Consider the following 23,914-nt stretch of genomic DNA (forward strand, 5'->3'; position numbering starts at 1 on the left):
AGTTATTAGTTGCTAACAAAAATAACAAAGTTGCTCCTAAAAGTAAAAAAGTTGTATAATTGTTTTAGATATATGTTTCCACTTCCTAAGTTGTTTAAAAAAAGACCACTATTGCTTCTCCTGCTCCTATTCTTATAAATCACAATGAATCTATTTTTATCTCTACTAGTCTACCTAATTCCTTATACATTCTTCTTAAAAACACTTCTTTTTCACTAGTCTAATTTAGCTATTTTAAATTCTCTATTTTATATAAATTAACTTCACTATTCTTTAGTTAAAGAAACTATTACTAAACTAGTAATAGTAGTTAAACTATAAAGAACCTATTTTTCAAGAATAAATATTTTTGATATAGATTTAGTAATACATAACTCTAAAATACTATTTAAAATCAAAATAAATTTATTTATCCTCAAATTCATCTCATTCTAATTTTTATTTAAATTCTTATTCTATGTTATTTAGTTTTATGATATCTATCTTAACATCCAGCTCATAATCTTGATTACTACTATAAATGTGATATAATGATAAAATATTCTAATAATATTCTATTTTAGATAGAGGTAATATAATGAATTTAATGATTAAAGTGTGTTATTGATATCCAGTTTATTTTTAAGCTTTATCTCTTGTAAGCTATATGAAAAGCTTACAGATAAATCTCAACAAGCTTTAGCTAAAGCTTTTGTCTATGATAAAGATATAGCTGATAATAAAAGTACAAATTCTACTTCTAAACTAGATAATAGTTCTCTAGATTCTATAAAAGACAACAACAGAAGTGGTCGCACATCTAGAGCTTTAGATGATGCTGAATAAATTGGGGTAAAAGGAAGTAATCAAAACAGAAATGATCAACAACAAAATAATGAAAGTAAAGTAAAAGAAAGTGAAAAAAACAATAGTTCAGATATACAAGCATATGATAGTGTTTTAGGCACAGCTCATTCCGATGCTAGTGAAGTAGACAACAAAGAAACATGATACTAGCAGACAACCTCAACTACTTAATAAGGGCTCTAGAGAAGCTAGTAAAATTATACAAAAAGCTTCTACTTCTTTAGAAGAAACTGAGAAAGTAAATGCAGCTTTAAAGGAAACAAGATCAAAACTTGATAAGATAAAAAGATTAGCTAATAATGCTAAATCTTATTTAAATAATGCTAGAAAAAATTCTAGAACTAATGGTTCTATACTAGAAATATTGCCTAACCTTGATAAAGCAATTGAAAAGGCTATTAGTAGTTATGCTTCTCTTAATGTTTGCTATACTGATGCAATTGCTGCTTTAGCAAAAGCTAAGAATGATTTTGAGCATGCAAAAAGAAAAGCAAATGATGCTTTAGAAGAAGCTTTAAAAGATATACCTCATTTAGGGGGGTACAATTATCTTTACTATTACCGGATAAATGATGCTAATGATGCAATGGAGAGTGCTAAAAGTTTGCTAGAGGTTGCTAAGAATAAACAAAAAGAACTTAATGAAAATATGACTAAGACAAATAAGGACTTTCAAGAGTTAAATGATATATATAAAAAATTGCAAGATATGGACTCTAGATAAGTAAAAGTAAAATATTAAAGACAAGCCGGACAATACTTTATGAGGTTTGACTTCTTTATTTATAATACTCTCTTTCTAAACAACACTTTATTTTCTCTTAACTTTATAGTTTGACTTAAAAAGTCATTATTTTTTAAATTATTACATGAATTAACTTTAATATCTTTATTTTTAATATTATAATTATTATTAATACAGATATTATTTGCTATATAAATACATAACAAAGTTTTATTAAAAAGGAAATATAAATATTATGCGATTATGTTTAATAAAAATTTTTATTATACCCAATTTAGTATTTAGTTCTCTTTTTTTATTTGAAAGTTGTTCTGGTTTTCTATCTAAAAAATCTATAGAACAGTTTGCATTAGCATTAAAAGATCATCAAGAAAATAAAAAAAATACTACTAATACTTCAGTAGATAAAAATAGTAAGGAAATTGAATCTCCTAAAGACGTTACATCATCAAATAAAAAAACTTATGATCCAATCTTACAAGTAGGTTCTAATCAACATATGTCAGATGATCCTGGTGCAAATAATAAAGAATCCCTACCAAATTCAAGTCCAGCAATAATGCAAAATGACTCGCATGCTCAAAATAATGTAAAGATGGAAGAAAATAAATCAGCTACTCCACAACATGATCCAATTGAACAAAGTAATTTTAAAAATAGCCTTACTACAACAAGTAAAACTCCTGCTATTCCTTAAGAAGAAGAAATTAAAGCTAACTTAGATAAATTTGCACAAGAAGAGTATGAGCAAACATCTCTTGCAGCAATTCAAAATGCAGAGCAGATTGTTAATCATGCTAATCCTGAAAATAACTTAAACAATACACTCCTTGAGTTTAAAGAATTTCATAAAAAAATGTCAGATTTATTATTTTCTAATCTAAGCACATCTCCTTTAAATAGAAAAATAAAGTCTGTCAAAGCCACACTATGGGTAAAATTACAAGAAATGCGTTCTTTTATGGAGCAAGCAACTAATTCTTGGGGATCTGCTAAAGATATGCTAGATGTGGCTCGAGATAAACTAGCAGATTCTATTTATAAAAGATTAAACAATGAAAATGGCAATTCATACTGGTTCGGCAGTAATTTTAACAAACGCAATATACAAGATTTAGCAAAAAGAGCTATAGATCTTGCTACTGAATGCATTAAAATATATAGAAAATGCTGTTAGTTATCTTCAACAGGGAAATTCTTGCAAAAAAGAAATAGAAAATATATTAAAGCTTTAAAACTTCCAGTGTAGGCTTTAGTTTCTTTAATATCTCTACTCATATATGAAACTCTATTTACTAGAAAAACTTATATCAGCTTACCTAAATTAACTATCTCACTCCTATCTTGACTTTACAAACACTACTTTAATTCTTTCAGATTTATAGTTTGGCTTATGCATTATTAATCATTTTATAAATTATAAATGCAATATATTTTTTAATATAAGAATATCAGATTATAAAGAGAGGTAATAAGGTGAATTTAATTAATAAATTATTTATTCTAACTATTTTATTTTCCAGTGTTATCTCTTGTAAATTATACAAGAAGATTACATACAACGCCGATCAGGTTATAGACAAACTAAAAAGCAATAATGAGTCTTTTAATACTCTAAAGAGTAACGATGACAGCAAGAGAAGTGGTCGTAAGCCTAGAAGTGTAGATAATACTCATATGGACCAAGATACAGGCAAAAAACCTTTGATGGCAAACATGCAACCCGATATGCAAAATGATAATAGTAGCAGCAGCAATCATACTCTACAAGTTAATATCCAAGATAATGAAGCTAGTGAAGCTAGAAACATTATGCCGGAAATTGAATCTTCTAAAGAAGAGTACAATAGAATAAATGAAGATTTAGCAAAAATAAAAGCAAACCTTGATAAAATAAAAAGCTTACTTAGTACAGCTAAATCTTATTTAAAGCAGGCTAGAAGAGGTGTGGGATCTAGTAAAGCTAACTTAGCCTTATTGCCTAGCCTAAGAGAAGCTATTGCTAAGGTTAAGAGTAATCATGCTTCTGCTGATACTCATTACAATGATGCAATTGCTGCTTTAGCAAAAGCTAAGAATGATTTTGAGCATGCACAAAGAAAAGCAGATCAGGCTTTAGAAGAGGCATTAAGTAATAGCAATGCTTCAAGGCATGAGAGCTACTACTATGCTGGCTACCACCAATTTATGGCTGATGCTAAAGCTTCAATGAGTAGTGCTAAAAGTTTTCTAGAGGTTGCTAAGAATAAACAAAAAGAAATTAATGAAAATATGACTAAGACAAATAAAGACCTTCAAGGGTTAAATGATATATATAAAAAATTGCAAGATATGGACTCCAGATAAGTAAAAGTAAAATATTAAAGACAAGCCAGACAATACTTTATGAGGTTTGGCTTCTTTATTTATAATACTCTCTTTCTAAACAACACTTTATTTTCTCTTAACTTTATAGTTTGACTTAAAAAGTCATTATTTTTTAAATTATTAGATGAATTAACTTTAATATCTTTATTTTTAATATTATAATTATTGTTAATACAGATATTATTTGCTATATAAGTACATAACAAAGTTTTATTAAAAAGGAAATATAAATATTATGCGATTATGTTTAATAAAAATTTTTATTATACCTAATTTAGTATTTAGTTCTCTTTTTTTATTTGAAAGTTGTTCTGGTTTTCTATCTAAAAAATCTATAGAACAGTTTGCATTAGCATTAAAAGATCATCAAGAAAATAAAAAAAATACTACTAATACTTCAGTAGATAAAAATAGTAAGGAAATTGAATCTCCTAAAGACGTTACATCATCAAATAAAAAAACTTATGATCCAATCTTACAAGTAGGTTCTAATCAACATATGTCAGATGATCCTGGTGCAAATAATAAAGAATCCCTACCAAATTCAAGTCCAGCAATAATGCAAAATGACTCGCATGCTCAAAATAATGTAAAGATGGAAGAAAATAAATCAGCTACTCCACAACATGATCCAATTGAACAAAGTAATTTTAAAAATAGCCTTACTGCAACAAGTAAAACTCCTGCTATTCCTTCAGAAGAAGAAATTAAAGCTAACTTAGATGAATTTGCACAAGAAAAGTATGAGCAAACATCTCTTTCAGAAATTAAAAATGCCACGCAGATTGTTAATCATGCTAATCCTGAAAACAAATTAAACAATACACTCCTTGAGTTTGAAAAAGATTATGAAACTTTATCAAACTTATTATTCTCTAATTTAGACACATCTCCTTTGAATAGAAAAATAAAGACTATTATGCCTAAATTACAAGAAATGCGTTCTTTTATGGAGCAAGCAACTAATTCTTGGGTATCTGCTAAAGGCATGCTAGATGAGGCTAAGGATAAACTAGCAGAATCTATTTATAAAAGACTATACAATGGCAATTCATACCGGTTCAGTGGCAGTTTTAACGGACGTGATATGCAACATGCAAAAAATTTAGCATACAGAGCTATAGACTTTGCTTCTGCATGCATTGAATATACACAAAAAGCTATTGATTATCTTCAACAGGGAAATTCTTGCAAAAAAGAAATAGAAAATATATTAAAGCTTTAAAACTTCCAGTGTAGGCTTTAGTTTCTTTAATATCTCTACTCATATATAATCCCATCTTTACTAGAAAAACTTATATCAGCTTACCTAAATTAACTATTTCACTTCCCTCTTGCCTTTACAAGTACTGCTCTACTTCTTTCAAATTTATAGTTTGGTTTGCATTTAGCATTCACTATTTTTATAAATGTGATATTCTTATTTTTTAAGAATAAAGCATAAATATCATCAGATTCTAAGAAGAGGTAATAAGATAGATGAATTTAATTGCTAAATTATTTATTTTATCCACTTTAGTTTCAATTCCAAATATCCTCTCTTGTAAACTATATGATAATCTTGCAGACAACGCTGAGCAGGTTACAGACATACTAGACAACAATAAGTCTTCTAATACTTTAGGAAGCAGCAATGAGAGTAGAAGTCGCAGGCCTAGAAGCACAAATAATGCTTATATGAAACAAAACATAGACAAAAATCATTTAGTTGTTGCAGATATACAAAATGATAATAGTAGCAGCGGTCTTCCCCAACAAGTTAATAGTGAATCCAGGAAAGCTAATGAAGATAGTAATATTATGAAGGAAATTGAATCTTCTACAGAAGAGTAGCTAGACTAAGAAAAGATTTAGAAACTATAAAACAAATACTTGATAATATAGAAAGCTTGCTTAATACAGCTAATTCTTATTTAGAGAACGCTAGAAAAGCACCTAAATCTAATCAAGATAATCAAACCTTATTGCTTAGCCTGCACCAAGCTATTGCTAAGGTTAAGAGTAGTCATGCTTCTTTTATCATTTGTTATAATGATGCATTTAATTCCCTAGGAATAGCTGATACTGCCTTTAAAGATGCAAGAGAAAGGCAGTTGAGGTACAAAATGCTTAAAAGGAAAATTACGAATGGTATAACGGTCATTATCATTCTTTATAAATGACGCTAAAGATGCAATGGAGAGGGCTAAAAGGGTGCTAGATAACGCTAAGCATAACCAAGAATATCTTAATTCTAATATGTATCAGGCAAATGTAGACTTTGAAGAGCTAAATAAAGCATATGAAGCTGCTTATTAAATAATACTAATCTTAGATAGCTCAGCTTTAAAGACAAAAGCTCTATGCTATAAGCTTAACATATAACTCATATTCTTGATTACTAATATAAATGTGATATAATGACAGGATATTCTAATAATATTCTATTTTAGATAGAGGCAATATAATGAATTTAATGATTAAAGAAGTGTTAATGATATCCAGTTTATTTTGTAGCGTTATTTCTTGTAAGCTATATGAAGCTATAGATAAATCTCAACAAGCTTTAGCTATACAGGATTTAGCTAATAATAAATCTCTTATAAAAGACAACAAAAGAAGTGGTCGTAAAGCTAGAAGTATTAGTTATAAGGAAGTAAATAATCAAGAACAAAATAATGAAAATAACCTAAAAGAAGCAAAAGAAAGTAAAAAAGACAATAATTTAGGTATACAAAAAGATGGTATTGTAAACACAAACCCTTCCGTTGCTAGTGATGCTAGTGAAAAACATACTAATAGACAACCTCAACAAGTTAATAATAACTCTAGGGAAACTAGTGAAGCTAGAAACATCATACAAGAAATTTCTACCTCTTTAGAAGAAGTTAATAAAATAACTACAGATTTAGAAACAATAAAGTCAAGACTTAATAAGATAAAAAGTAAAGTTGACAATGCTAGTTCTTTTTTAAATAATGCTAGAAAATCTAATAAAGCTAACCCAACCTTATTGCCTAAACTTGATCAAGCTATTCGCAAAGTTAGTAGCAGCCATGCTTCTGCTAACTCTAATTATTCAGATGCAGTAGGTGCTTTAAAAAGTTCTAAGCACGATTTTGAGTATGCAAATAGAAAAGCAGAAGATGCTTTACAAGAAGCATTAAATAATAGCAATACTCAAGGTTACCAATATACTCGATACCACTATTATATGAATGATGCTAAAGAAGCAATGGGCAGGGCTAAAGTTAGCCTTAAGACTGCTAAGCAGAAACAAAAAGAACTTAAAGACAAGATGGATCAAGCAAATGCAGATTTTGAAGAGTTAAATAAAGCACATGAAGCTGCTTTAAGTAGTAGAGAATCTTAGCTAGTGTAGCTTCAAAGAAGACATGACGCTTACTTATAAATAAGGAAGCTTTTGGATTTTCACAAAAATAGTCTGGCTTTTTTGCACATATAAAACAACTCCATTATTTCTAAGATAGATATTTTAAGCCCCCTGGTAAAGTAATTCATTTATCCTAGATTTACTCTTCCGCTTCTATACTTCCCGTCCTGCTTAATCATTAATTTTAAAAATTAAATGTTTCTTTCTAGTCACTCACTATATTGTTACTATAACAAAAATTGAATCTTAAAAATTAACATATTACTTTAAAAAAGTATACTTATAGGAGCTGCTTATAAAGCTTAACAAACTTATTTTTACCAATATATATATCTAATATCTCTTCTACTTAGTTGCTCAATATCTAAAGATTTAAGTGATAAGCTCTCTTCACTAATATCTAATGATTTTTTTAATTCAGACACTTTAGTTTCTGATTCTAGCAATTATGCTCCTTTATTAGAAACTTCAAATACTGACAATACTGCCTTTAGTAGCAAAGATGTTGCTACTGCACTACCACAAGAGATTGCAATAGAAAATCTTTTAAAAGAAAAATTGATTGAAATTATATTTCCAATTTAGTAAAAGAATATGAAAATTATTTAAGAGCAAATTTAAATTAACAATTTAAGTTTAATTTATTGAGTTAACAACTAATTCAATAAATTTATTATTTTCAATCTATTTTTTAAATAATCTTACCTGTATTTAAAACCTTAAAAATAATAAAATGCTGCTTTAACTATTGCTCATTTTAATGTTGCCATACCTTTTAAGGCCAAAACTCACTTCTTTTTCAACAAATCTATATCTAAACAACGATTACAAAAAAGTATTCTTAGCCAATCAAAGTATTTAACAAATAAATCAAAAGACAACTACCATGTTCATGTAATATTAATTTATTCATAGAATGATTTTTATTTAGCTATTACTTAACAGAACAATTCTATAGTGCCTTAAAATGCTCTATAAATTATCTACAACTTCAAAGTTTTTAAATCTTTAAAACAATAATCATTAAAAATCCATTCATAAATAACATATACTGTTATTTAAATAAATTTGATAAAAAATACATAAAAATAAATTTTAAAAAAAGCTCAAAATACTACAAAACTTATCACAATAAAAATATTGTTATGATTATTCCAATAATTCAATATTGAACCTAATATTATATTATATTAAATATTGAATTATATTAAATATTGAATTATATTAATATTGCATTATATTAAATATTAGATTTTAATTAAGGAGAGTATTTATGAAATATAATATAATTGCAAGCATATTCGTTTTTCTATTTTTAAATGCTTGCAATCCAGATTTGAGCACCAATCAAAAAGATGTGAAGTCTTACTATAGTAAAAAGGGAGTAAAATCTAATAAGAAAAGACTAAAATCTAATAAAAAGATATTAAAACCTAAAGCAGAAGCAAACCAAAATCAAGAAGCAAAACCAACTCAAAAAGTAGACCAAAATCAAGAAGAAGATCCTGATAAAAGAATAAAAAATACACTGCTTGATGATTTAAGAAATTTAATAGAAACAGCTAACGCGGATAGAGAAAAATCTATACAAAAAGCGAAAGAAGAACCTGTAGACCAATATGGAATAGCGGCTTTTAAAGAATTGGGATGGTCATCACCAGGTGGTGAAAAAATAGCCGATAATAGCGAAAGATCTAAAAGATATAGAAAACGAATTTATGCTACATTAAATGATATTGATATTAGTGAATTAAAGACATTATCAGAAATAATAATGCTGTCAGGACAAACACAAGGTCTATTTAACACCCTTAGCACATTTGGAGAGACTCTAGACGATGTGATCGTTCACTTATACCCTAAAAAAGATACTTTAGACAAACTAAAGATTTCAGATTTAGAGAAGCTTAAAAATTCGTTTAAAGAATTACTATCTATAAAAGCAATCATCTCAGAAACGTTAAACAAACTTTTATTAGATTATCAAAATGATGAAAATTCTATAAAAACAGATAACACCAAGCTTGAATCTCATGTAACCACACTTTACAATCAAATTCTAGAAAAAAACAAGGAAACAAAAAAGCTAAAAAGTGACATATTTTCAATACATAACCTTTAAGTTATGTATTGAAATTGTCATAATGAAAAAAATTATTCTTAACAAAGGATCGATTTATCGTTTTAACTAAATATTTAAAAAAACTTGTCATTTATGATTTACATAAATTTTAGACAGAGATAAGTTTGTTAAATTGATTATTGATTTTAAATATCCTTTTTCATGATGACTACAAAAATTCCTCCGATAAAAACAAGACAATATTGTAATTAAATGCTAGAATAAGCAAGCTATTATTTCCATACTCCTTAATTTAATAATAGTAGTTAACAATAGATTAGATTAATATTAATAATGGTGTATACTTTAAAAGAATTATATCAAAATGTACTTAATTTAAAAATTAAGTACATTTTGATAATTTTATTTTTAATAACTGGCGGTTACAAACAAAAAGAAAAATTATATGACAAATTAAAGATTTAATCATAAAGAATTGATCGAATCTTTAAATAATTAATTTACTTTGATATTTTATTACTATTAATACAATAAATAAAAATCAAAAATACATTATTGTCTTAATCCATAAGTAATGCTGAAAACATTATTTTTGATATAAAAGCTAATACCTTATTTTTAATGGAAAAACCTCTATTAATATCATTGAAAAGTACATTCGAAGTCAAAATAAATCTAATAAATCTATTTTATTAAAAAATTTAGCTCCATCTAAACCTAATGGAAATTATAGATGAAGAATTCTTCGTTATTTTTTTGTTTAAAATTCCAACCTATATTTTTTATTTTGCTAACATCGTAAGCCAAATTATTTATAATATTTTTTTCTTATTTATCTCTTATTTTTTCACATGCTTTCATAATTTTTTTGATATTTTCTTTTCATCATCAAAATCATTAAATAATTTATCTAACAAAAACCGAAAGGATTTAACATTACTTTCTTAAAAATCGTAATTTTATTGGATTTTGATTAAACTTTTTTATTGTTTTAATCATTTTATTTCTTAATATAATTAATGCTTCTAATACACCATTTTTATATAAAAATTCTTCTTTCATCGCTTCTCTTCCTATTACATTATCAATTTCAAAATGTTTACTGCCTCGTCAACTAGAAATTCTTTACAAACAATCTCTATAATGCAAAATATCACAAATGCTGTAAATAATTATTTTTTTAATAAAAAATACATTTTGTTTTAAAATTGTTTTAAAATTCAAAAAATTGAGACTATTTTAAATACATGATATATGTTTTTATATCTTAAATAAACACCTGCAAAGCAAAATAATTTTTTAGAACTAAAAATAAGCTATTTCCACAAATTAGAAGTGTGAAACAAAAAAACAGCTTTTGTTAATTTTGTTGGCAAAAAGTTTTAAACAAAGTTTAAGGGCTTAGCTAAATTCTCTCTTTAAAGAACTTATCTAAGCCCCAGACTTTCAAATTAACAAAATACGGTAGTAAATTTACAACACAAATCTCTAAAATTACTACACTAGTTATAGTATAGACTAACTTATAATTAAAATCAACTGATTTTTATGCAAAATTAGAACAAACCTAAATTACAAAATTTTTTTTTATATTCTTTATAAATGTGTTTACTTTTGAGTTAAAATTGTGTACATTAAGAATAAAGAAAAACAAAATACGGAGGTATAAAAAGCAGTGAAATCTCATTTTATAAGTTTTAAAAACAACCCCTACTCTAGCAAATCACAACATAAATTAATAGTACTAGTATCCACACTATCTTATGTAAACAGACAATATAAAAAATATGTTCAAAGTAACATATTTTATTATTTCAATAAAAATCTTAAAAGAAATGGCCAAACTACTGTTACACTAAAAACTATGCAAAATTATCTTTACAAATTAGAAAAAGAGTTGAAAGTAACAACCAACTATTATAAACACTTGGGAGTAAATTGTGGAACTGAAATCTACTATAAACTTAAATACCCAAAAAAAGAATGTTATAACATAATAAACCGGTATTTTAAAGAAAAAAAAGAGGCAAGATTTAAATCAAGAGTAAATGCATATCTTGAATGGAAAGAAAATAAAAATGGGAATGTAGGGTTTGGGGAGTGTATTAGTAATAAAAATAATAAAGATATTAGAGAAAAAACAAACAAAGGAATTATAGAAAAACAACAGCTAAAAAAATATTTCAATAAATGTAATTTTTTATCGAAAAAAACTCTTTCTATTTTAGATTTAAATCTTAACAAAGATAAAGCCATAGAAGTATTAAAAATAATAAAAAAAATCGAACTTAACTTAACAAAACATAAAAACAATTTAAGCCAAAATTATTCTGAAACAAAAAAAAATCAGTTAAAAAAAATATTAAGTGATACTCAACAACAATTAGAGCAAAAAGGACATTATCCCAACAATTTAAAAGTTTATATTCAAGATATTTATGAAAAATATAAAAACAAACCCCATTTTATTATAGAAAACCAAAAATACAAAGATTTAAGCAATATAAAAATTAAATTAGAAAAATCAATTGAAAGAAAAAAAGAAAGTTCTGGAAGTAATCACGAACGAATTAAAATAAATATTTTTAATATACTAATTGAACAGTTAAAAAAAGAGTCAGAAATTAAATTTTTAAAAACAACGGTAAAAAATTATCTAAATAAAAAGAATAAACTAGAATACAATAAAGTATTTGATAAATACTATTGGGAATTGTTAAAAATAATAAAAAATAAAAAATATTGTGTAGGGATTAAATATGCAAGCAATATCTGATTTTAAAGAACCTATAAGACCGATAATCAAACGTTCGGACAAAAAAGATCTTTTTGTAAAAATTGAGATGGATGAGCATAGAACAATATATCACACAAAAATAATGATGGACATTTACAAATTTGGATTTGATAGTAAAAAAAATATATTTCGTCTGTCATTAAGAAAATTATTTAACCAATTAAGAGTGGAGGAATTTCGATTACATAAAAAAGAAGGCGACAAATTCATAGGAATTTTTTATGGATATAGAAAACCTATAAAAAATGTTTTTGTAAAATATGAAATAAACGGAACTAAAAAATCATATGCATTTTCAAAAGCATATTACATAGAGTTTAGATTTCAAAAAGGTAGTATTTTTTGCTATTTTAAAGGATTATTCCGTTTATTAAAAAAAGAAAGAGTAGATAATTTTTACAATAAAACACTGATTAGAATTTTTACAGAATTAGAAGAAAAAGTTTACGAATTTTATGGTAAAAAATATCCAAAAAAAGGAATTCTTTTAAAATGGATAAAAAAAAACCAGAAATGATAACAATCGGTTCAATTAAAATTGGCGTTTGTAAAAGCATGTTAGCAGTTATATTTTTACATGTTTTAAAAGAGATTAAAATTCAATTTTTAATGGATGTATGAATTTAATAAGCAATAATATGCATATTATACAATTCCATTCAATTTTGTGTAAATTTGAAAAAGAAGACATTCCTTATATAAATAACTTAAACTTATTATAGAATACATATTTGATAAGAATTTATATTCTAATAATTTTGATTATGTAATAATTAATACTTCGCCTAGACCAAGTTCTTTATTATTTAATGCGTTAAATGTTAAATATAAAGTTGTAATACCTATTAAGGCAAAAGGATGATCTGTAGGATATTTTTCAATATTAATGAATGATCTTTAAGAATTTGAAAACAATAAACTTGGATATAAAAATTACAAAGATCTACTTTGTAGAATTACTCTTGATGATATTGATAATAAAATCAAAATAATTAAAATCTTATATAAAAAAAGGGAAAAAACTTTATTTGATTAATGGCTATAAAAAATTTTGAAGATTTTTCGTCAGAATTTATAATATCCAGAAGTCAGGCTTTTTATGCCTTAAAATTTATAGGAAAGTGTTAAAGGGGAGTATATCAATAAATGATATTAAAAAACAAGGGCTAAAGTGTGTATATAAAAATATGTTAAATATAAAAAATAAAGAGGATATATCGAAAAAAGATCAGATAAAGTCATTAAGGTGTTTTATCTTAATCGTCAAGAAATTTATTATTTTTATAAAAACAATGACAAGTTTACTGAATTTTTGTTAAACATTCCGTTTAATGAAGAAAAAGAAATGATTAGAAAAATCATAAAGAGATATAAAAAACTTAAATGGGATAATAAAATTTTATAAATAATTTAGTCTGTAAATGTTTTTAAAAATGTAAAATATAATGATGAAATTTCAAATAAAGGATTTAGCAAGGAAATAATAGATTTTGTTTTGCACATAATAATAATTGCAATTTTAAAGTTCTAAAAAAAAAGAATGAATTCACTAGAATGGCAAACAATTAATACAGAAGAAATTTTTTTCAAAGACATATTTAATGTTAAAAGTAAATCTGATCCAAGCAATAGCGTAATTTAAACAATACTGGTAGTAACGATTTAAAAAGTTAAAAAAAACAATTTAAATTTCGAGAAGGAAAAAAAATATTGAAATTAAACCAAATATCTGGGAAAAAGGGTTGCTTATAAAATGGATAGAAAAAATGAAAAAAAAGCCAAACATTTGAAAAAGTCTAGGCTAACTTAATTTTGATTTAGTTTAGGTAATACCAATATTATTTTTTTCAAAATGTTTAAGTTTATAATAAATAATTAATTGTAGAAATTATGATAATATACTTAAGAAGCTTTAGGAGAAATTTAGGAAATAAAAATTAAAATGGCTTTTGAAAGCATGAGTTATAAAAGAAGAAATAGTCGTTATTCTTGCCTTTCAACTTATATTTAACTAATTTTTCTAAATGTCTTTTGAATAAAACTTATGCTATCTTGTCATTGTTTTTACATTTTATCTTTTTATCTTGCCAAGACTTATAATTAGTTTTGCTTTGTATGTATGGCGGGTTAGTATTTTTAGTACGATTTTTTTTCAAAATAAAGAGAATTATTGTTCTCCTTTACAATTGGTAAATAATTAAAGTGCAAGCTTAAACTACTATAAGTAGTTTAAGCTTGCACTTTAATTATAAATCTTTTTAGCATCATTATTATTTAATTTTTATGTATGTGTATTTGTAAATTAATCTTATAAGGACAATGTTAAATATTTGATTTCCATAAATTGATATAATAATTAGTGTTTAACAATTTATTATACCAATATAAAATTGGTATATGCTTATATGGCATGTATATTTTACATAGATAATTCTATCTTAGTAAAGATTTGCAAGTTTTAAAAAGAATAGGTCTTGGGATACTTATAAATTGTTTTGATTTTATTGAGTCTACTCTTGATCAGCAGTTCAAAAATATAAAGAAAATATTAATCTTAAATAGAATTTATATATGTGTCGATAGTATTTTTGCTATAAAATTTTTTTTGCTATAATGAAAAAATATTTTATGAAATTTTGACATTGAGGCAAGAGAGCTTTGAAAATTATTTAAAGTAAAAAGGATTTTATGAAAAAGGGTATATATATTTTAAATATAATTTTTTTTATATCATTTTTTTATTCTTGTTTTTTAGTACCAAAATCTTTAAAAAAAGTCAAAACTGAAATTTCGGAGTTTGGGCTAATTGAAGAGTATGGTAAAAAAAATATTGAAGAATATAATAAAAAAAATGTTAAAGAATATAATAAAAATGTTTATTGTATTGATGAAGAATCTATTTTAGACGAAATAAAAGAAGGAGAGGTTTTTGAGTTATTTGCAGGAGGCTATGTTACATGGGCAAAATCTGGCAAATTAAGAGCTATAAAAGATAAATATAATAATTTAATCCAAGATCTTAGAGGGCTTAAGTATTCTTATATTTTTTCACCCATTCGATTTAAAACTTTGTCTTTATGGTTGAGCTATAATTATTATATTAATGATAATAATTATAAAATATTGGGAAATAGTGTACCAATAGCTAAAATAATAGCATTTGAGTCAAATAAAGAGTTTGAAGAAAAATATGAAGTTAAAAGCCTAAAATTAATTTCTGAAGGGTCAAATATTGATTTTGAGCAATATAGAGTTGGCGTTGCTAAAATTAGTTTAAAGGAGAGTTCAAAAGAGTTCGGATACATTAATTCATATAATTTCGGGGTTTTTAATGATGATTTGTCAAAATCTTTTGAATTTCTTTATAAGAAGAATAAATGTAATAATATGCTTGCAAAGCTTACTATAAAAAATAAACAAACTAATGAAGATAAGGTATATGAAATTGTATTAAATACAAAGCTATTCTATAATGCAGTTAAGCTGATACTTTCTAAGTATCCAAATTTATCAAGCGAGAAATTAAAGCTTTCTGTCGATTATGAATAATAAATTTAATAACCGGATGACGTTTTGAAAACATAAATAATAAGAAATAAGAAAGATTTTAATTTATTTGCGAAAAGCATTAGCACTAAATATAATCCTTGGTATGATGATTTAGACATAGAATTAGAAAAATTATTGGGAAAATTGAGTGGAATTAGGAGCAATTTAAGAACTAAATTAAATGAAGGCAATTAAATATATGTTTTAGGACAGAACGAAACCAACTTAAAAAATGTAAAGATTGACGAAATTGAATAAGACCTAGATAAACAAAATCAGAATTAAAGATTAGAGAATATCTTAAAAACAAATCTAATTTTGAAAAAATTAAAGAATATTGCGCTAAATTTTATTTTTTTTCAGCATTATACTTGGTTGCAATGTCAAGAAAAACATCTTTTCTATTCTTAACAAGTTATCTTAAAATATAATAAGCCCTTTTTGTATCTTGTTTTACAAACCCATATACTTCTTTATCCCCCATAGGAATTCTAACAAAAATATCAGTATTTATCTGATTTGTTTATATTGTTATTTAAATCTAACGATTTTTTGCAAACATATGTTTTTTTTATAATTTTGAAACCCAATTCCCTATACTATTCAACACACTACCAATTACAACACTTTCTTACCTTCAACAACACCCCCGGTTATTTCTTTTATTCCATTTTTTGTATCCAAAAATCTTTTAACTTGTTTTTTCAAAACTTGATCTAATTTTTTACATCTTTATTGATTAAATAATTATTGAAAGAACTTATCAGTGCAAAAACAACACAAATAATAAACATTTTTCATTCATAATTATCACCTTTCAAAATTAAAAAATAAATCAAAGTTCTTCATTTATAATTTTTTAGTAAGCGGTAAAAGCAAGAAAACCAATAGTTATAAATATTTGCTAAAAATGAAAATAAACTTAAAAAATTCCAAGGAAAATTATTGAAAAAACAAAAAGGTTTTAGCAATAGAATTGATCTAGATTAAGAGTTACTAGCCGTATAAGAAAATTTTATGTCAAAGAAAAGGATTTTTACATAAACTGTCTCATTGCTTTGTAGCTAATTATAAAAACCTAATAATAGGAAACTTGTCTATTGAAGGCATGCAAAAAGAATTTAAAGCTAAAAACCTAGTATTTGATACTAGTAAGCCTTAAGATTTAAATTTTAAAATGAAAAAACCCTTTTCGGGCATCTTTTCGACATTAAACTAGGCAAAATAAACTTAAGCCTACTAGAAATAATAGACTACCATTAATCAAACATTAAAGTCAACAAAACTTGAAAATTTATTTATTCTTTTTCTTTTTTAAAAAATCATATTTAATTATGATCTCTGATAAAATATCTTTTTTATTTTTAAAAATCTCCTCTAAAATAAAATAGACCCTTTTAGTATCTTTTTTACAAAAATCATATAATTCATTATCTTTTACTAAAATTCTAATTGGGGCATTTTCTTTGTTGTTTTTATTCATATCTTCTTGATTTATTTCTAATAATCCTTGTTTTTGTATAGCATGATATATGCTATTAAAACCCACTTCCTTAATTTTATCAATAGAAACAACGCCTTCCAAAACCTTTTCATAAACTTTTAAATATGTATAAGCCTGGGTTTTTGCAATTATAAAAGATTTTATAAATTGTTCAAAACTTTTAAAACCATCGTATTTATAAAGTTCTTTTTGCTTAATTTCATATAAAATTTTCATTCTTTGAATTTTATTGTCAATATCATCTTTCAAATTAAGCCTTAATTGATCTTTTAGATCATTGTAAATTATTAAATTTTCATCTTGACTATTTAAATTTTGACTTTTATCAATAAAATCTTCAAATCTGTCATTTAAAATCATCTCTTTTTTATTTTGTTTTTTCCCCATTTTGTCCCCCTATATTTATTTTTGTTTTAGAAGTATGCATTTCTATGCATTTAACTATTAATTAGTATCTAAAAAAATAAATTTTGACGAATAATATGAACAAAAAAAGATATATGGTAAATTTAATACCACGAATCTGTGAATAAATATTGACACAAATTAAAATTTGTGTCAATATTTATAATTTTTTGACAAAAAATAACTACCCATAATAAAAAAATCGTTCGGTTCTGAACGAGAAAAGAAGCTATTTCTATAATCTTTGACTTAGAAATAGCAGCTAAAGAAAATATATTTTTTAGATTATCTTAATTCTTTATACTTTGAGCGTTATTTATTGTTTTATTTTTAATCAATTTTATTGAAAAGTTTCTTCCTAGTTATTGCATAAAAACAAGATCTTTTTTTGTTAAAAACTCAAGCCTAGTAACTTAAATATTATTAAAAATAGTTTTTAAATTTAATTTTAACAGGGGGGTTGAAATTAATTATTTTATGTATTATACTCCTTAACTATTAATTAATAATTAAATGCACATTAAACTGGGGGACAAAAAATGAAAGCTGTTGTACCTAATTATAGCTGCCAAATTAATGCTAATAAATTCAATAAGTTACTTTCAAAAGATTGTAAACTTAAGAAAATAATTTTTGCCGTTATTTTCTTAAACAAAAAGCTTGAAAAAAAACATAATGTGTCAATACATGGAATTTATTTCGACCCTGAAAAACTAAAAGAACTTCGGGTTCATCATCAAGGAGATATATTTTGCTTACTAAACTCAAACATAGATAAAGAAAGTAAAAAAACAACTGCAATTAATACTACAAAACCAGATTTAAGATTTTTAGTTAAGCTAAAAGCACTAGAAAAAAGAATACTAACATTCTCCAATAACTTTGGAGAATTCAAAGGAAAGCTTTGTATATATAAAGTATCACCTATTACACATAAATTGATTGATGCATATTTTAGTAGCACTAAAGCAGACTTAATAATCAAGAAAGCAAAGGAAGAAAAATATGCCTTAGAAGAAGAAAAAAAGTCTTTTGACTTTCAAAATATCACTGAAAATATCACTGTATATAATAAACAATATATAAACATATACAAAAAGAATTCTATAGAAAACTCTATCTTTAAGAGAATCAAATCAATAGTTTCTAACACAAAAAAATCAATCAAAACACTAAAAAATATTTTATTAAACTATAAAAATTTTAAAAATTATTTAAAATATGATTATGAGGTAAGAGATATTAGAGAATTTTTCTTATCTAAACTAAACATCTATAAACATAAAATCCATTTTATGAGACAAAATGCCCCTTATAAAACCGATTTTTATATTCTTGCAGGATAATTTAAAGATACTTATGCTACTAGATGGAAAGCAAATAGAATGATTAGCTTTTTATGACATGTTGGCAAAATAACCAATAATCTTTTAGCTAACATTTTGAAAAAAGGATTATAATTTGAGTAGTTTACTTGAAAAACTCAGAAACAAAAAAAATAATATAGAAAAAAGAATTATATTCAATAGAATCGAAGAAGTAAATAGTAGAAAAATATACTGCACAAAAATATTTAAACACCTAGTTGGTTTTAAAATTACAAATAAAGGAGAAAGACTAAGACTTACTTTCCAAAAGTTTAATAATACTGAAGATTTTCTTTTTTTCAATCTTTTTCCTTTAAAAGAAGATGATAAGTTCTTAGAAATAAGATATAGACATGACATATTAGACAAACCTTTTTTTCTTAAAAAAGAAAATAATAAAACTTATGCAATAAAGAAACTCTATTATATAGAATTTGCTTTTAAAAATGGTTCTATTAAGGCATATGTTCAATCTTTAAGAACACTTCTAAGAAAAAATAAAGAAAACACCGAGTATTATCAATTTAATTTATCACACTTGAAAAAAATGGAAAAAAAAGTATATGAATTTTATAATAAAAAATTAAAAGATGAGGGAGTTATAAATAAATGGATCAAAAAAAACCAATTATAATTACACTTGCAAGTTTAAAAGGAGGGGTTGGGAAAAGCTCACTTTCTATACTTTTTTCTTATGTCTTAAAAGAATTAGGCAAAAAAGTATTATTAATTGATCTTGATCCACAAAATTCTTTAAGTTCCTATTTTAATAGATATATAACTAATATTAAAAAACATAATGTTTATGAATTTTTGAAAGGAAACACCTATTTTGATAAATGTGAAAATAAAATTAATGAATTTATTTCTATAATTCCTTCCCATCCTGTTTTAGAAAAATTTAATACAGATGATATAGATTATAAAGAAATTATTTTAGAATTTAGATTGAATAAAAGTAGTAAAAGTTTTGATTTTGATTATATTATAATAGATACTTCTCCTAGTAAAAATTTTCTTTTAAAGAATGCTTTAAATGTTACAGATCATGTTATAATCCCGGTTCAAGTGGAAAGATGGTCAATAGAAAGCTTTTCTATTTTAAAGGAAACTATCAATAATATTCAAAATATTAAAAATAAAAAATATAATATTTCTATTATAGAAAACCAATTTATTAAAAATAGGAATACCTTAAAGGAGGTTGAAGATGTATTGTATAAAAAATATGGCAGATATATAAAAGGGAAAATTCATTTTTCAAATAGTATAAAAGTTTTTATAAATGATCTTTTAGAGCCTTCTTTGAAAGAAATTTATTATAGGGAAGCTGAAAATGCTTTAAAAAATATACTTTAAATTTATGAAATATTAAGATGATATTTTTGATTTTCAATTTTTTTAATCTTATTTCTATGTCTTTAATTTGTCTTATTCTTTATTGATAAAGAATATTTAAAATGATTTTCTAATAAAGAAAATTTTTAAGATAAAACCTGTAACTTTCAATTAACTATATAATTTAGCGAACTATCTTATTTTTAATTTTTAATCATTATATTATATTATATTATATTTTAATTTTATTATTTTATTTCTTCCTCATATTCTTTGTATATCTTTTGACAAATCTTTAAATATAGAATTTAGTGATATTACAGATATAATTAGTTTAACAAAAAATATTTTGTGCAATAAAACTTCTAGTTAAGATAAAGAAAAAATAGAGAAAATTAGAAAATTAAGTAGTTACTATAAATTTTTTCGCTATGGAATTGAGTTTTCAGATATTTAGGAAGAATTTAATATTGCAATTGAAAATACTATGTGGGAGAAAACCAAATTTGATGAATCTAAATTTTTTTCAAAACACATTCCTAACTACAGAAAATTAAGCATAAAAGAGCAAAATAAAATAAGCAAGAAATATTCAGTAAAAATACTAATCCTTTGAATAGAATGCAATTAAGAAAAACAGTATAAACACTATTAACAATATTTATAAAAGTGATTTTAAATACATTGCTAATGGCGGTAATCCGAATATTTTTAGATGCTTTATTACATTTAATTTAAAATTAATAAGAGAAAAAGTTAATTTAACTTATTTGGTTTCTTTGATTTTTTGGAGTGAATCTAGTTCTAGGTCACTGAGAAAGCATATAGTTGTTAACTATGAGTTTAATTATATTTATTGATTTGAAAATAAAAAAAGATTTGAAGACGTGGATTCTAGTTTTAAATTTATAAGATTTCATATTTGTAATACAAAAACTCCCACATCAAATTTTAAAGTAAAATTCATGATTCATAGCAGTGATAATATTAATGATCTTATAATTTCTTTCTCTATCTTTTTAGCCTTCTATCCTTTTTTTCTTTAAGCCTTTTAGCAAGAAATTTATATTCGCAGCCTTTAGATTCATATGCGCCGCAGTGTTTTATATGGCTTCGTTTAATTATTTTTAATGTAAAAGCATGCAACTGAAAAAATAAGGCTGATTGTTAGTCTTGTTTTTTTGGGAGCTGTATTAGATAGACTATAATGATGTTTTTATTAAAAAAATATGCTTTCTAATTTAAAATTGGATGCAATTGAATGTTGGTGTTTAATAAATTTTTTGTTTTTTGATAGGGGGGTAATTATTGAGTTTTTCATAAAAGTTTTTCTATTAGAGTTTTTTGAATTATTTTTTTTAGATATTCCTTATTTTTCAACTTCAAATTAATGGAGTAATGCTTTAGAAATTAATCATAACAAAAAGAATTTTATGAAAAAGAGTATAAGTATTTTAAATGTATTTTTTATATCATTTTTTTGTTCTTGTGTTTTAGAACCAACCTAGTTCAAAAAACATCAAAACCTAAGTTATAGACCTTGAGCTAATTAAAGGGAATAATGAAAAAAAATATTAAAAAAGAAAAGATATTAAAAATATTTCCCGTATTAAAAAAGAATTTGAGTCAATCCAAATAAAAAAGGAGAGGTTTTTTTGGAAGAAGGGGTTATGTTACATAGGTAAAGTCTGGTAATTTGATGTTTATAAAAGACAGACATAATAATTTAAGTTGAAGATCTTAAAGGGCTTAAATATTCGTATATTTTTTTCACCCATTCGACTTAAAATTCTTTCTTTTTCATTTTGGGATAGCTTTGCTTATTATATTAATGATGATAATTATAAAATATTTGGTGTAAAGGTTTCAATAGCAAAATAGTAGCATTTGAATCAACTGAAGAGTATTAAGAAAAGATACTAAATACTAAGTCAAAAATTTAAAGTTAATTTTTGAAGGAGTGAGTTTTGATTTTGAAAAATATAGAACTGATGGTTTTATTAAAATTCTTTTGAAAGAAACTTAAAAAGAGGTTGGATATGTAAATTTCTATAATTTTGAGGTTTTTAATGATACTTTAATAAATTCTTTAAAACTTTTTATAAAAAGAGTAAATGTGACTATATGTTTGCATATCTTACTATAAAAGATATACAAGCATGTGAGGATAAAACCTATAAAATTGTATTAAATCTGAAACTATTTTAGTATAGGACAAAAAATCAATAAAAAAGAATACAAATGTTCTATATTATAGATCCATTTCTACTTTTTTAAAAAATAATCATTCATCAATAATAAGCTTTAATTTTTCTTTTGATAAATTTGGATACTTGGTAAATATTAGCCTAACAACATCATTGAATAGTACAACAAATTTTTTTAATTTTAACAATTTATTTATCTTTTTGAGCATTGGTGTTATTATAGTATAATAACAGTTTCATATTGTATATGATATAATACGAAATGTAATTTACCTTGAAAAGGTATAGAGTTTTTATGATTAAAATTGGAAAATATATTTTGGCCATAATATCTTTATTTTTCATTATGTCTTGTCATATGTTAGACAGAGAACAAAATGGTTTGAATCGGAGGGAAGGTCTCTACCGAAATCAAGATGAAAATAGTGAAAAATTCGGGAAAAACATCAATAAAGGCATTTCCAATGTAAATCAAGATCAGCTTAATGAGAATGTTGGTAGATTAAATCAGAGAAACATTGATGAACTTGAAACTTTTGTTAAAAAGTCTAAGTATTATTCTATAAAATTAGACACTATTTATAATGAATATACACAAGCATATAACTATATTATGACTTATTCTGGGAGCGGTTGTAAACTTTAAGAGCATTGTAAAAGTAAGCTTACTCAAGCTATATCTATGTTTAAAAAAGATAATAAAATTGTTAATAAGTTTAAAGAGTTTGAAAAGATTATAGAAGAATACAAGCCTATGTTTTTAAGTGCATTAATTGATGATTTTACTACAAAATTAAACCAAGCTGTAGATAATGTGGCTAATTCTAGATATGTTGCTGATTCTTATAAAAAACTTAGAAAATATGTTGTATTAGCCTACATGGAGAGTTTTGATATTATATCTTCTAAGTTTATCGATAATAATTTTGTTTAGGCTTCCAAAAAATTTGTTAATAAAGCTAAAGAGTTTTTAGAGGAAGATGATCTTATAGCTCTTGAGTGTATTGTTAAAACTATTGGTGATATGGTTAATGATATAGAAATAAATTTAAGAATTAGATATAATAATTTTTATAAAGAAGAAGCAGGATTTTTAATTGCTGCTATAGAGCTTGAGAGGGCTTATAAAGCTGTTAAGTAAACTTTATATGTATTATTTTAATTTGAGAAGCATGCTACTCTTTTGATAAATTGTTTAGGCCCAAACTTATCTAATACTTCTCTTTTTACTACTACTATACTACTATTCGAAAATCTATAAATTTGAGCTTAATAGAAGAAAAGCTAAATTTCTTTTAAAATTATTTACAGTTGATAAGACTAGATCACACTT

22 protein-coding genes and 4 pseudogenes are annotated in these 23,914 nt (G+C 24.5%); 22 read left to right on the forward strand and 4 right to left on the reverse strand.

Going from position 1 to position 23,914, the window contains the following annotated elements; all coding sequences use genetic code 11:
- The first annotated feature begins 597 nt into the window (after positions 1 to 597).
- From BVAVS116_RS06635 to BVAVS116_RS05125, 10 genes are all read left to right on the forward strand, one after another.
- On the forward strand, positions 598 to 825 hold the full coding sequence (locus tag BVAVS116_RS06635) for a hypothetical protein (protein WP_234925302.1): 228 nt from the start codon (positions 598 to 600) through the stop codon (positions 823 to 825).
- Positions 826 to 1,210: 385 nt separating this feature from the next.
- Positions 1,211 to 1,570, forward strand: coding sequence for a hypothetical protein (locus BVAVS116_RS06640; RefSeq protein WP_012666290.1), 360 nt, complete (start codon positions 1,211 to 1,213; stop codon positions 1,568 to 1,570).
- 256 nt (positions 1,571 to 1,826) lie between these two features.
- On the forward strand, positions 1,827 to 2,288 hold the full coding sequence (locus tag BVAVS116_RS06645) for a hypothetical protein (RefSeq protein WP_012666292.1): 462 nt from the start codon (positions 1,827 to 1,829) through the stop codon (positions 2,286 to 2,288).
- Positions 2,289 to 2,447: 159 nt separating this feature from the next.
- Complete coding sequence (locus BVAVS116_RS06650; RefSeq protein ID WP_012666293.1) at positions 2,448 to 2,768, forward strand: hypothetical protein; 321 nt, start codon at positions 2,448 to 2,450, stop codon at positions 2,766 to 2,768.
- Between the two features lie 299 nt (positions 2,769 to 3,067).
- Complete coding sequence (locus BVAVS116_RS05110; protein WP_040351387.1) at positions 3,068 to 3,937, forward strand: hypothetical protein; 870 nt, start codon at positions 3,068 to 3,070, stop codon at positions 3,935 to 3,937.
- A 256-nt stretch (positions 3,938 to 4,193) separates the two neighbouring features.
- Positions 4,194 to 5,183 (forward strand): hypothetical protein, encoded by a 990-nt coding sequence (locus BVAVS116_RS05115; RefSeq protein WP_012666296.1) that lies wholly within the window; start codon positions 4,194 to 4,196, stop codon positions 5,181 to 5,183.
- A gap of 254 nt (positions 5,184 to 5,437) precedes the next feature.
- Positions 5,438 to 5,791 carry a hypothetical protein gene (locus tag BVAVS116_RS06655; protein WP_012666297.1) on the forward strand — a complete coding sequence of 118 codons (354 nt, stop codon included), beginning with the start codon at positions 5,438 to 5,440 and terminating at the stop codon, positions 5,789 to 5,791.
- 56 nt (positions 5,792 to 5,847) lie between these two features.
- Entirely contained in the window at positions 5,848 to 6,120 is a 273-nt protein-coding gene (locus BVAVS116_RS06660; RefSeq protein ID WP_012666298.1) for a hypothetical protein, read from the forward strand.
- Between the two features lie 13 nt (positions 6,121 to 6,133).
- Positions 6,134 to 6,256, forward strand: a complete 123-nt coding sequence (locus tag BVAVS116_RS06795; protein WP_012666299.1) for a hypothetical protein — start codon at positions 6,134 to 6,136, stop codon at positions 6,254 to 6,256.
- A gap of 148 nt (positions 6,257 to 6,404) precedes the next feature.
- Complete coding sequence (locus BVAVS116_RS05125; RefSeq protein ID WP_012666300.1) at positions 6,405 to 7,310, forward strand: hypothetical protein; 906 nt, start codon at positions 6,405 to 6,407, stop codon at positions 7,308 to 7,310.
- A 338-nt stretch (positions 7,311 to 7,648) separates the two neighbouring features.
- On the opposite strand, the gene BVAVS116_RS06800 is transcribed toward BVAVS116_RS05125, so the two are convergent.
- A complete protein-coding gene (locus BVAVS116_RS06800; protein ID WP_012666301.1) occupies positions 7,649 to 7,777 on the reverse strand; it encodes a hypothetical protein in 129 nt (42 codons plus the stop codon).
- Positions 7,778 to 8,604: 827 nt separating this feature from the next.
- Here BVAVS116_RS06800 and BVAVS116_RS05130 point away from each other — a divergent pair.
- Positions 8,605 to 9,453 carry a virulence associated lipoprotein gene (locus BVAVS116_RS05130; RefSeq protein WP_012666303.1) on the forward strand — a complete coding sequence of 283 codons (849 nt, stop codon included), beginning with the start codon at positions 8,605 to 8,607 and terminating at the stop codon, positions 9,451 to 9,453.
- 897 nt (positions 9,454 to 10,350) lie between these two features.
- On the opposite strand, the gene BVAVS116_RS06805 is transcribed toward BVAVS116_RS05130, so the two are convergent.
- Positions 10,351 to 10,476 (reverse strand): hypothetical protein, encoded by a 126-nt coding sequence (locus BVAVS116_RS06805; protein ID WP_012666306.1) that lies wholly within the window; start codon positions 10,474 to 10,476, stop codon positions 10,351 to 10,353.
- A gap of 613 nt (positions 10,477 to 11,089) precedes the next feature.
- On the opposite strand from BVAVS116_RS06805, the gene BVAVS116_RS05135 reads away from it, so the two are divergent.
- The 5 genes and pseudogenes from BVAVS116_RS05135 to BVAVS116_RS06670 all read left to right on the forward strand — a co-directional run bounded on the left by BVAVS116_RS05135 (position 11,090) and on the right by BVAVS116_RS06670 (position 15,955).
- A complete protein-coding gene (locus BVAVS116_RS05135; protein WP_012666308.1) occupies positions 11,090 to 12,190 on the forward strand; it encodes a plasmid maintenance protein in 1,101 nt (366 codons plus the stop codon).
- Positions 12,183 to 12,728, forward strand: a complete 546-nt coding sequence (locus tag BVAVS116_RS05140) for a DUF226 domain-containing protein (RefSeq protein ID WP_407637027.1) — start codon at positions 12,183 to 12,185, stop codon at positions 12,726 to 12,728. Before BVAVS116_RS05135 ends, BVAVS116_RS05140 begins: the two co-directional genes overlap by 8 nt.
- Positions 12,729 to 13,332: 604 nt before the next feature.
- A pseudogene (locus BVAVS116_RS06665) lies at positions 13,333 to 13,616 on the forward strand (plasmid partition family protein).
- Positions 13,617 to 14,899: 1,283 nt separating this feature from the next.
- Positions 14,900 to 15,760, forward strand: a complete 861-nt coding sequence (locus BVAVS116_RS05150; protein ID WP_012666312.1) for a S2/P23 family protein — start codon at positions 14,900 to 14,902, stop codon at positions 15,758 to 15,760.
- Positions 15,761 to 15,877: 117 nt separating this feature from the next.
- Positions 15,878 to 15,955 carry a hypothetical protein gene (locus BVAVS116_RS06670; RefSeq protein WP_244427563.1) on the forward strand — a complete coding sequence of 26 codons (78 nt, stop codon included), beginning with the start codon at positions 15,878 to 15,880 and terminating at the stop codon, positions 15,953 to 15,955.
- A gap of 220 nt (positions 15,956 to 16,175) precedes the next feature.
- Here the strand turns inward: BVAVS116_RS06670 and BVAVS116_RS06905 are convergent, their stop codons facing one another.
- Complete coding sequence (locus BVAVS116_RS06905; RefSeq protein WP_210373046.1) at positions 16,176 to 16,274, reverse strand: plasmid partition family protein; 99 nt, start codon at positions 16,272 to 16,274, stop codon at positions 16,176 to 16,178.
- A gap of 780 nt (positions 16,275 to 17,054) precedes the next feature.
- The gene (locus tag BVAVS116_RS05155; protein WP_012666316.1) at positions 17,055 to 17,651 is read right to left on the reverse strand and encodes a chromosome replication/partitioning protein; all 597 of its coding nucleotides are present in this window, start codon (positions 17,649 to 17,651) and stop codon (positions 17,055 to 17,057) included.
- 557 nt (positions 17,652 to 18,208) lie between these two features.
- Between BVAVS116_RS05155 and BVAVS116_RS05160 the strand changes: the two are divergent.
- From BVAVS116_RS05160 to BVAVS116_RS06910, 6 genes and pseudogenes are all read left to right on the forward strand, one after another.
- Positions 18,209 to 19,072: pseudogene (locus BVAVS116_RS05160) on the forward strand (plasmid maintenance protein).
- Positions 19,073 to 19,130: 58 nt separating this feature from the next.
- On the forward strand, positions 19,131 to 19,670 hold the full coding sequence (locus BVAVS116_RS05165; protein ID WP_012666318.1) for a DUF226 domain-containing protein: 540 nt from the start codon (positions 19,131 to 19,133) through the stop codon (positions 19,668 to 19,670).
- Positions 19,646 to 20,395 carry a ParA family protein gene (locus tag BVAVS116_RS05170; protein ID WP_012666319.1) on the forward strand — a complete coding sequence of 250 codons (750 nt, stop codon included), beginning with the start codon at positions 19,646 to 19,648 and terminating at the stop codon, positions 20,393 to 20,395. Before BVAVS116_RS05165 ends, BVAVS116_RS05170 begins: the two co-directional genes overlap by 25 nt.
- Before the next feature lie 226 nt (positions 20,396 to 20,621).
- Positions 20,622 to 21,363 (forward strand): annotated as a pseudogene (locus tag BVAVS116_RS06680) (class I SAM-dependent DNA methyltransferase); the annotation flags it as partial.
- A 1,135-nt stretch (positions 21,364 to 22,498) separates the two neighbouring features.
- Positions 22,499 to 22,582 carry a hypothetical protein gene (locus BVAVS116_RS07020; RefSeq protein WP_438938867.1) on the forward strand — a complete coding sequence of 28 codons (84 nt, stop codon included), beginning with the start codon at positions 22,499 to 22,501 and terminating at the stop codon, positions 22,580 to 22,582.
- 357 nt (positions 22,583 to 22,939) lie between these two features.
- Positions 22,940 to 23,722, forward strand: a pseudogene (locus BVAVS116_RS06910) (factor H-binding protein CspZ).
- Positions 23,723 to 23,914 lie beyond the last annotated feature (192 nt).

The sequence above is a fragment of the Borreliella valaisiana VS116 genome, from assembly GCF_000170955.2.
Taxonomy (GTDB): domain Bacteria; phylum Spirochaetota; class Spirochaetia; order Borreliales; family Borreliaceae; genus Borreliella; species Borreliella valaisiana.

Excerpts from the sequence above, each read along its gene's own strand:
- BVAVS116_RS06645 (WP_012666292.1), top strand. The coding sequence starts at position 1,827 with ATGCGATTATGTTTAATAAAAATTTTTATTATACCCAATTTAGTATTT.
- BVAVS116_RS06650 (WP_012666293.1), top strand. The coding sequence starts at position 2,448 with ATGTCAGATTTATTATTTTCTAATCTAAGCACATCTCCTTTAAATAGA.
- BVAVS116_RS05115 (WP_012666296.1), top strand. The coding sequence starts at position 4,194 with ATGCGATTATGTTTAATAAAAATTTTTATTATACCTAATTTAGTATTT.
- BVAVS116_RS06655 (WP_012666297.1), top strand. The coding sequence starts at position 5,438 with ATGAATTTAATTGCTAAATTATTTATTTTATCCACTTTAGTTTCAATT.
- BVAVS116_RS06795 (WP_012666299.1), top strand. The coding sequence starts at position 6,134 with ATGGAGAGGGCTAAAAGGGTGCTAGATAACGCTAAGCATAACCAAGAA.
- BVAVS116_RS05125 (WP_012666300.1), top strand. The coding sequence starts at position 6,405 with ATGAATTTAATGATTAAAGAAGTGTTAATGATATCCAGTTTATTTTGT.
- BVAVS116_RS05130 (WP_012666303.1), top strand. The coding sequence starts at position 8,605 with ATGAAATATAATATAATTGCAAGCATATTCGTTTTTCTATTTTTAAAT.
- BVAVS116_RS06805 (WP_012666306.1), bottom strand. The coding sequence starts at position 10,476 with ATGAAAGAAGAATTTTTATATAAAAATGGTGTATTAGAAGCATTAATT.
- BVAVS116_RS05150 (WP_012666312.1), top strand. The coding sequence starts at position 14,900 with ATGAAAAAGGGTATATATATTTTAAATATAATTTTTTTTATATCATTT.
- BVAVS116_RS05155 (WP_012666316.1), bottom strand. The coding sequence starts at position 17,651 with ATGGGGAAAAAACAAAATAAAAAAGAGATGATTTTAAATGACAGATTT.
- BVAVS116_RS05170 (WP_012666319.1), top strand. The coding sequence starts at position 19,646 with ATGGATCAAAAAAAACCAATTATAATTACACTTGCAAGTTTAAAAGGA.
- BVAVS116_RS07020 (WP_438938867.1), top strand. The coding sequence starts at position 22,499 with ATGTTTGCATATCTTACTATAAAAGATATACAAGCATGTGAGGATAAA.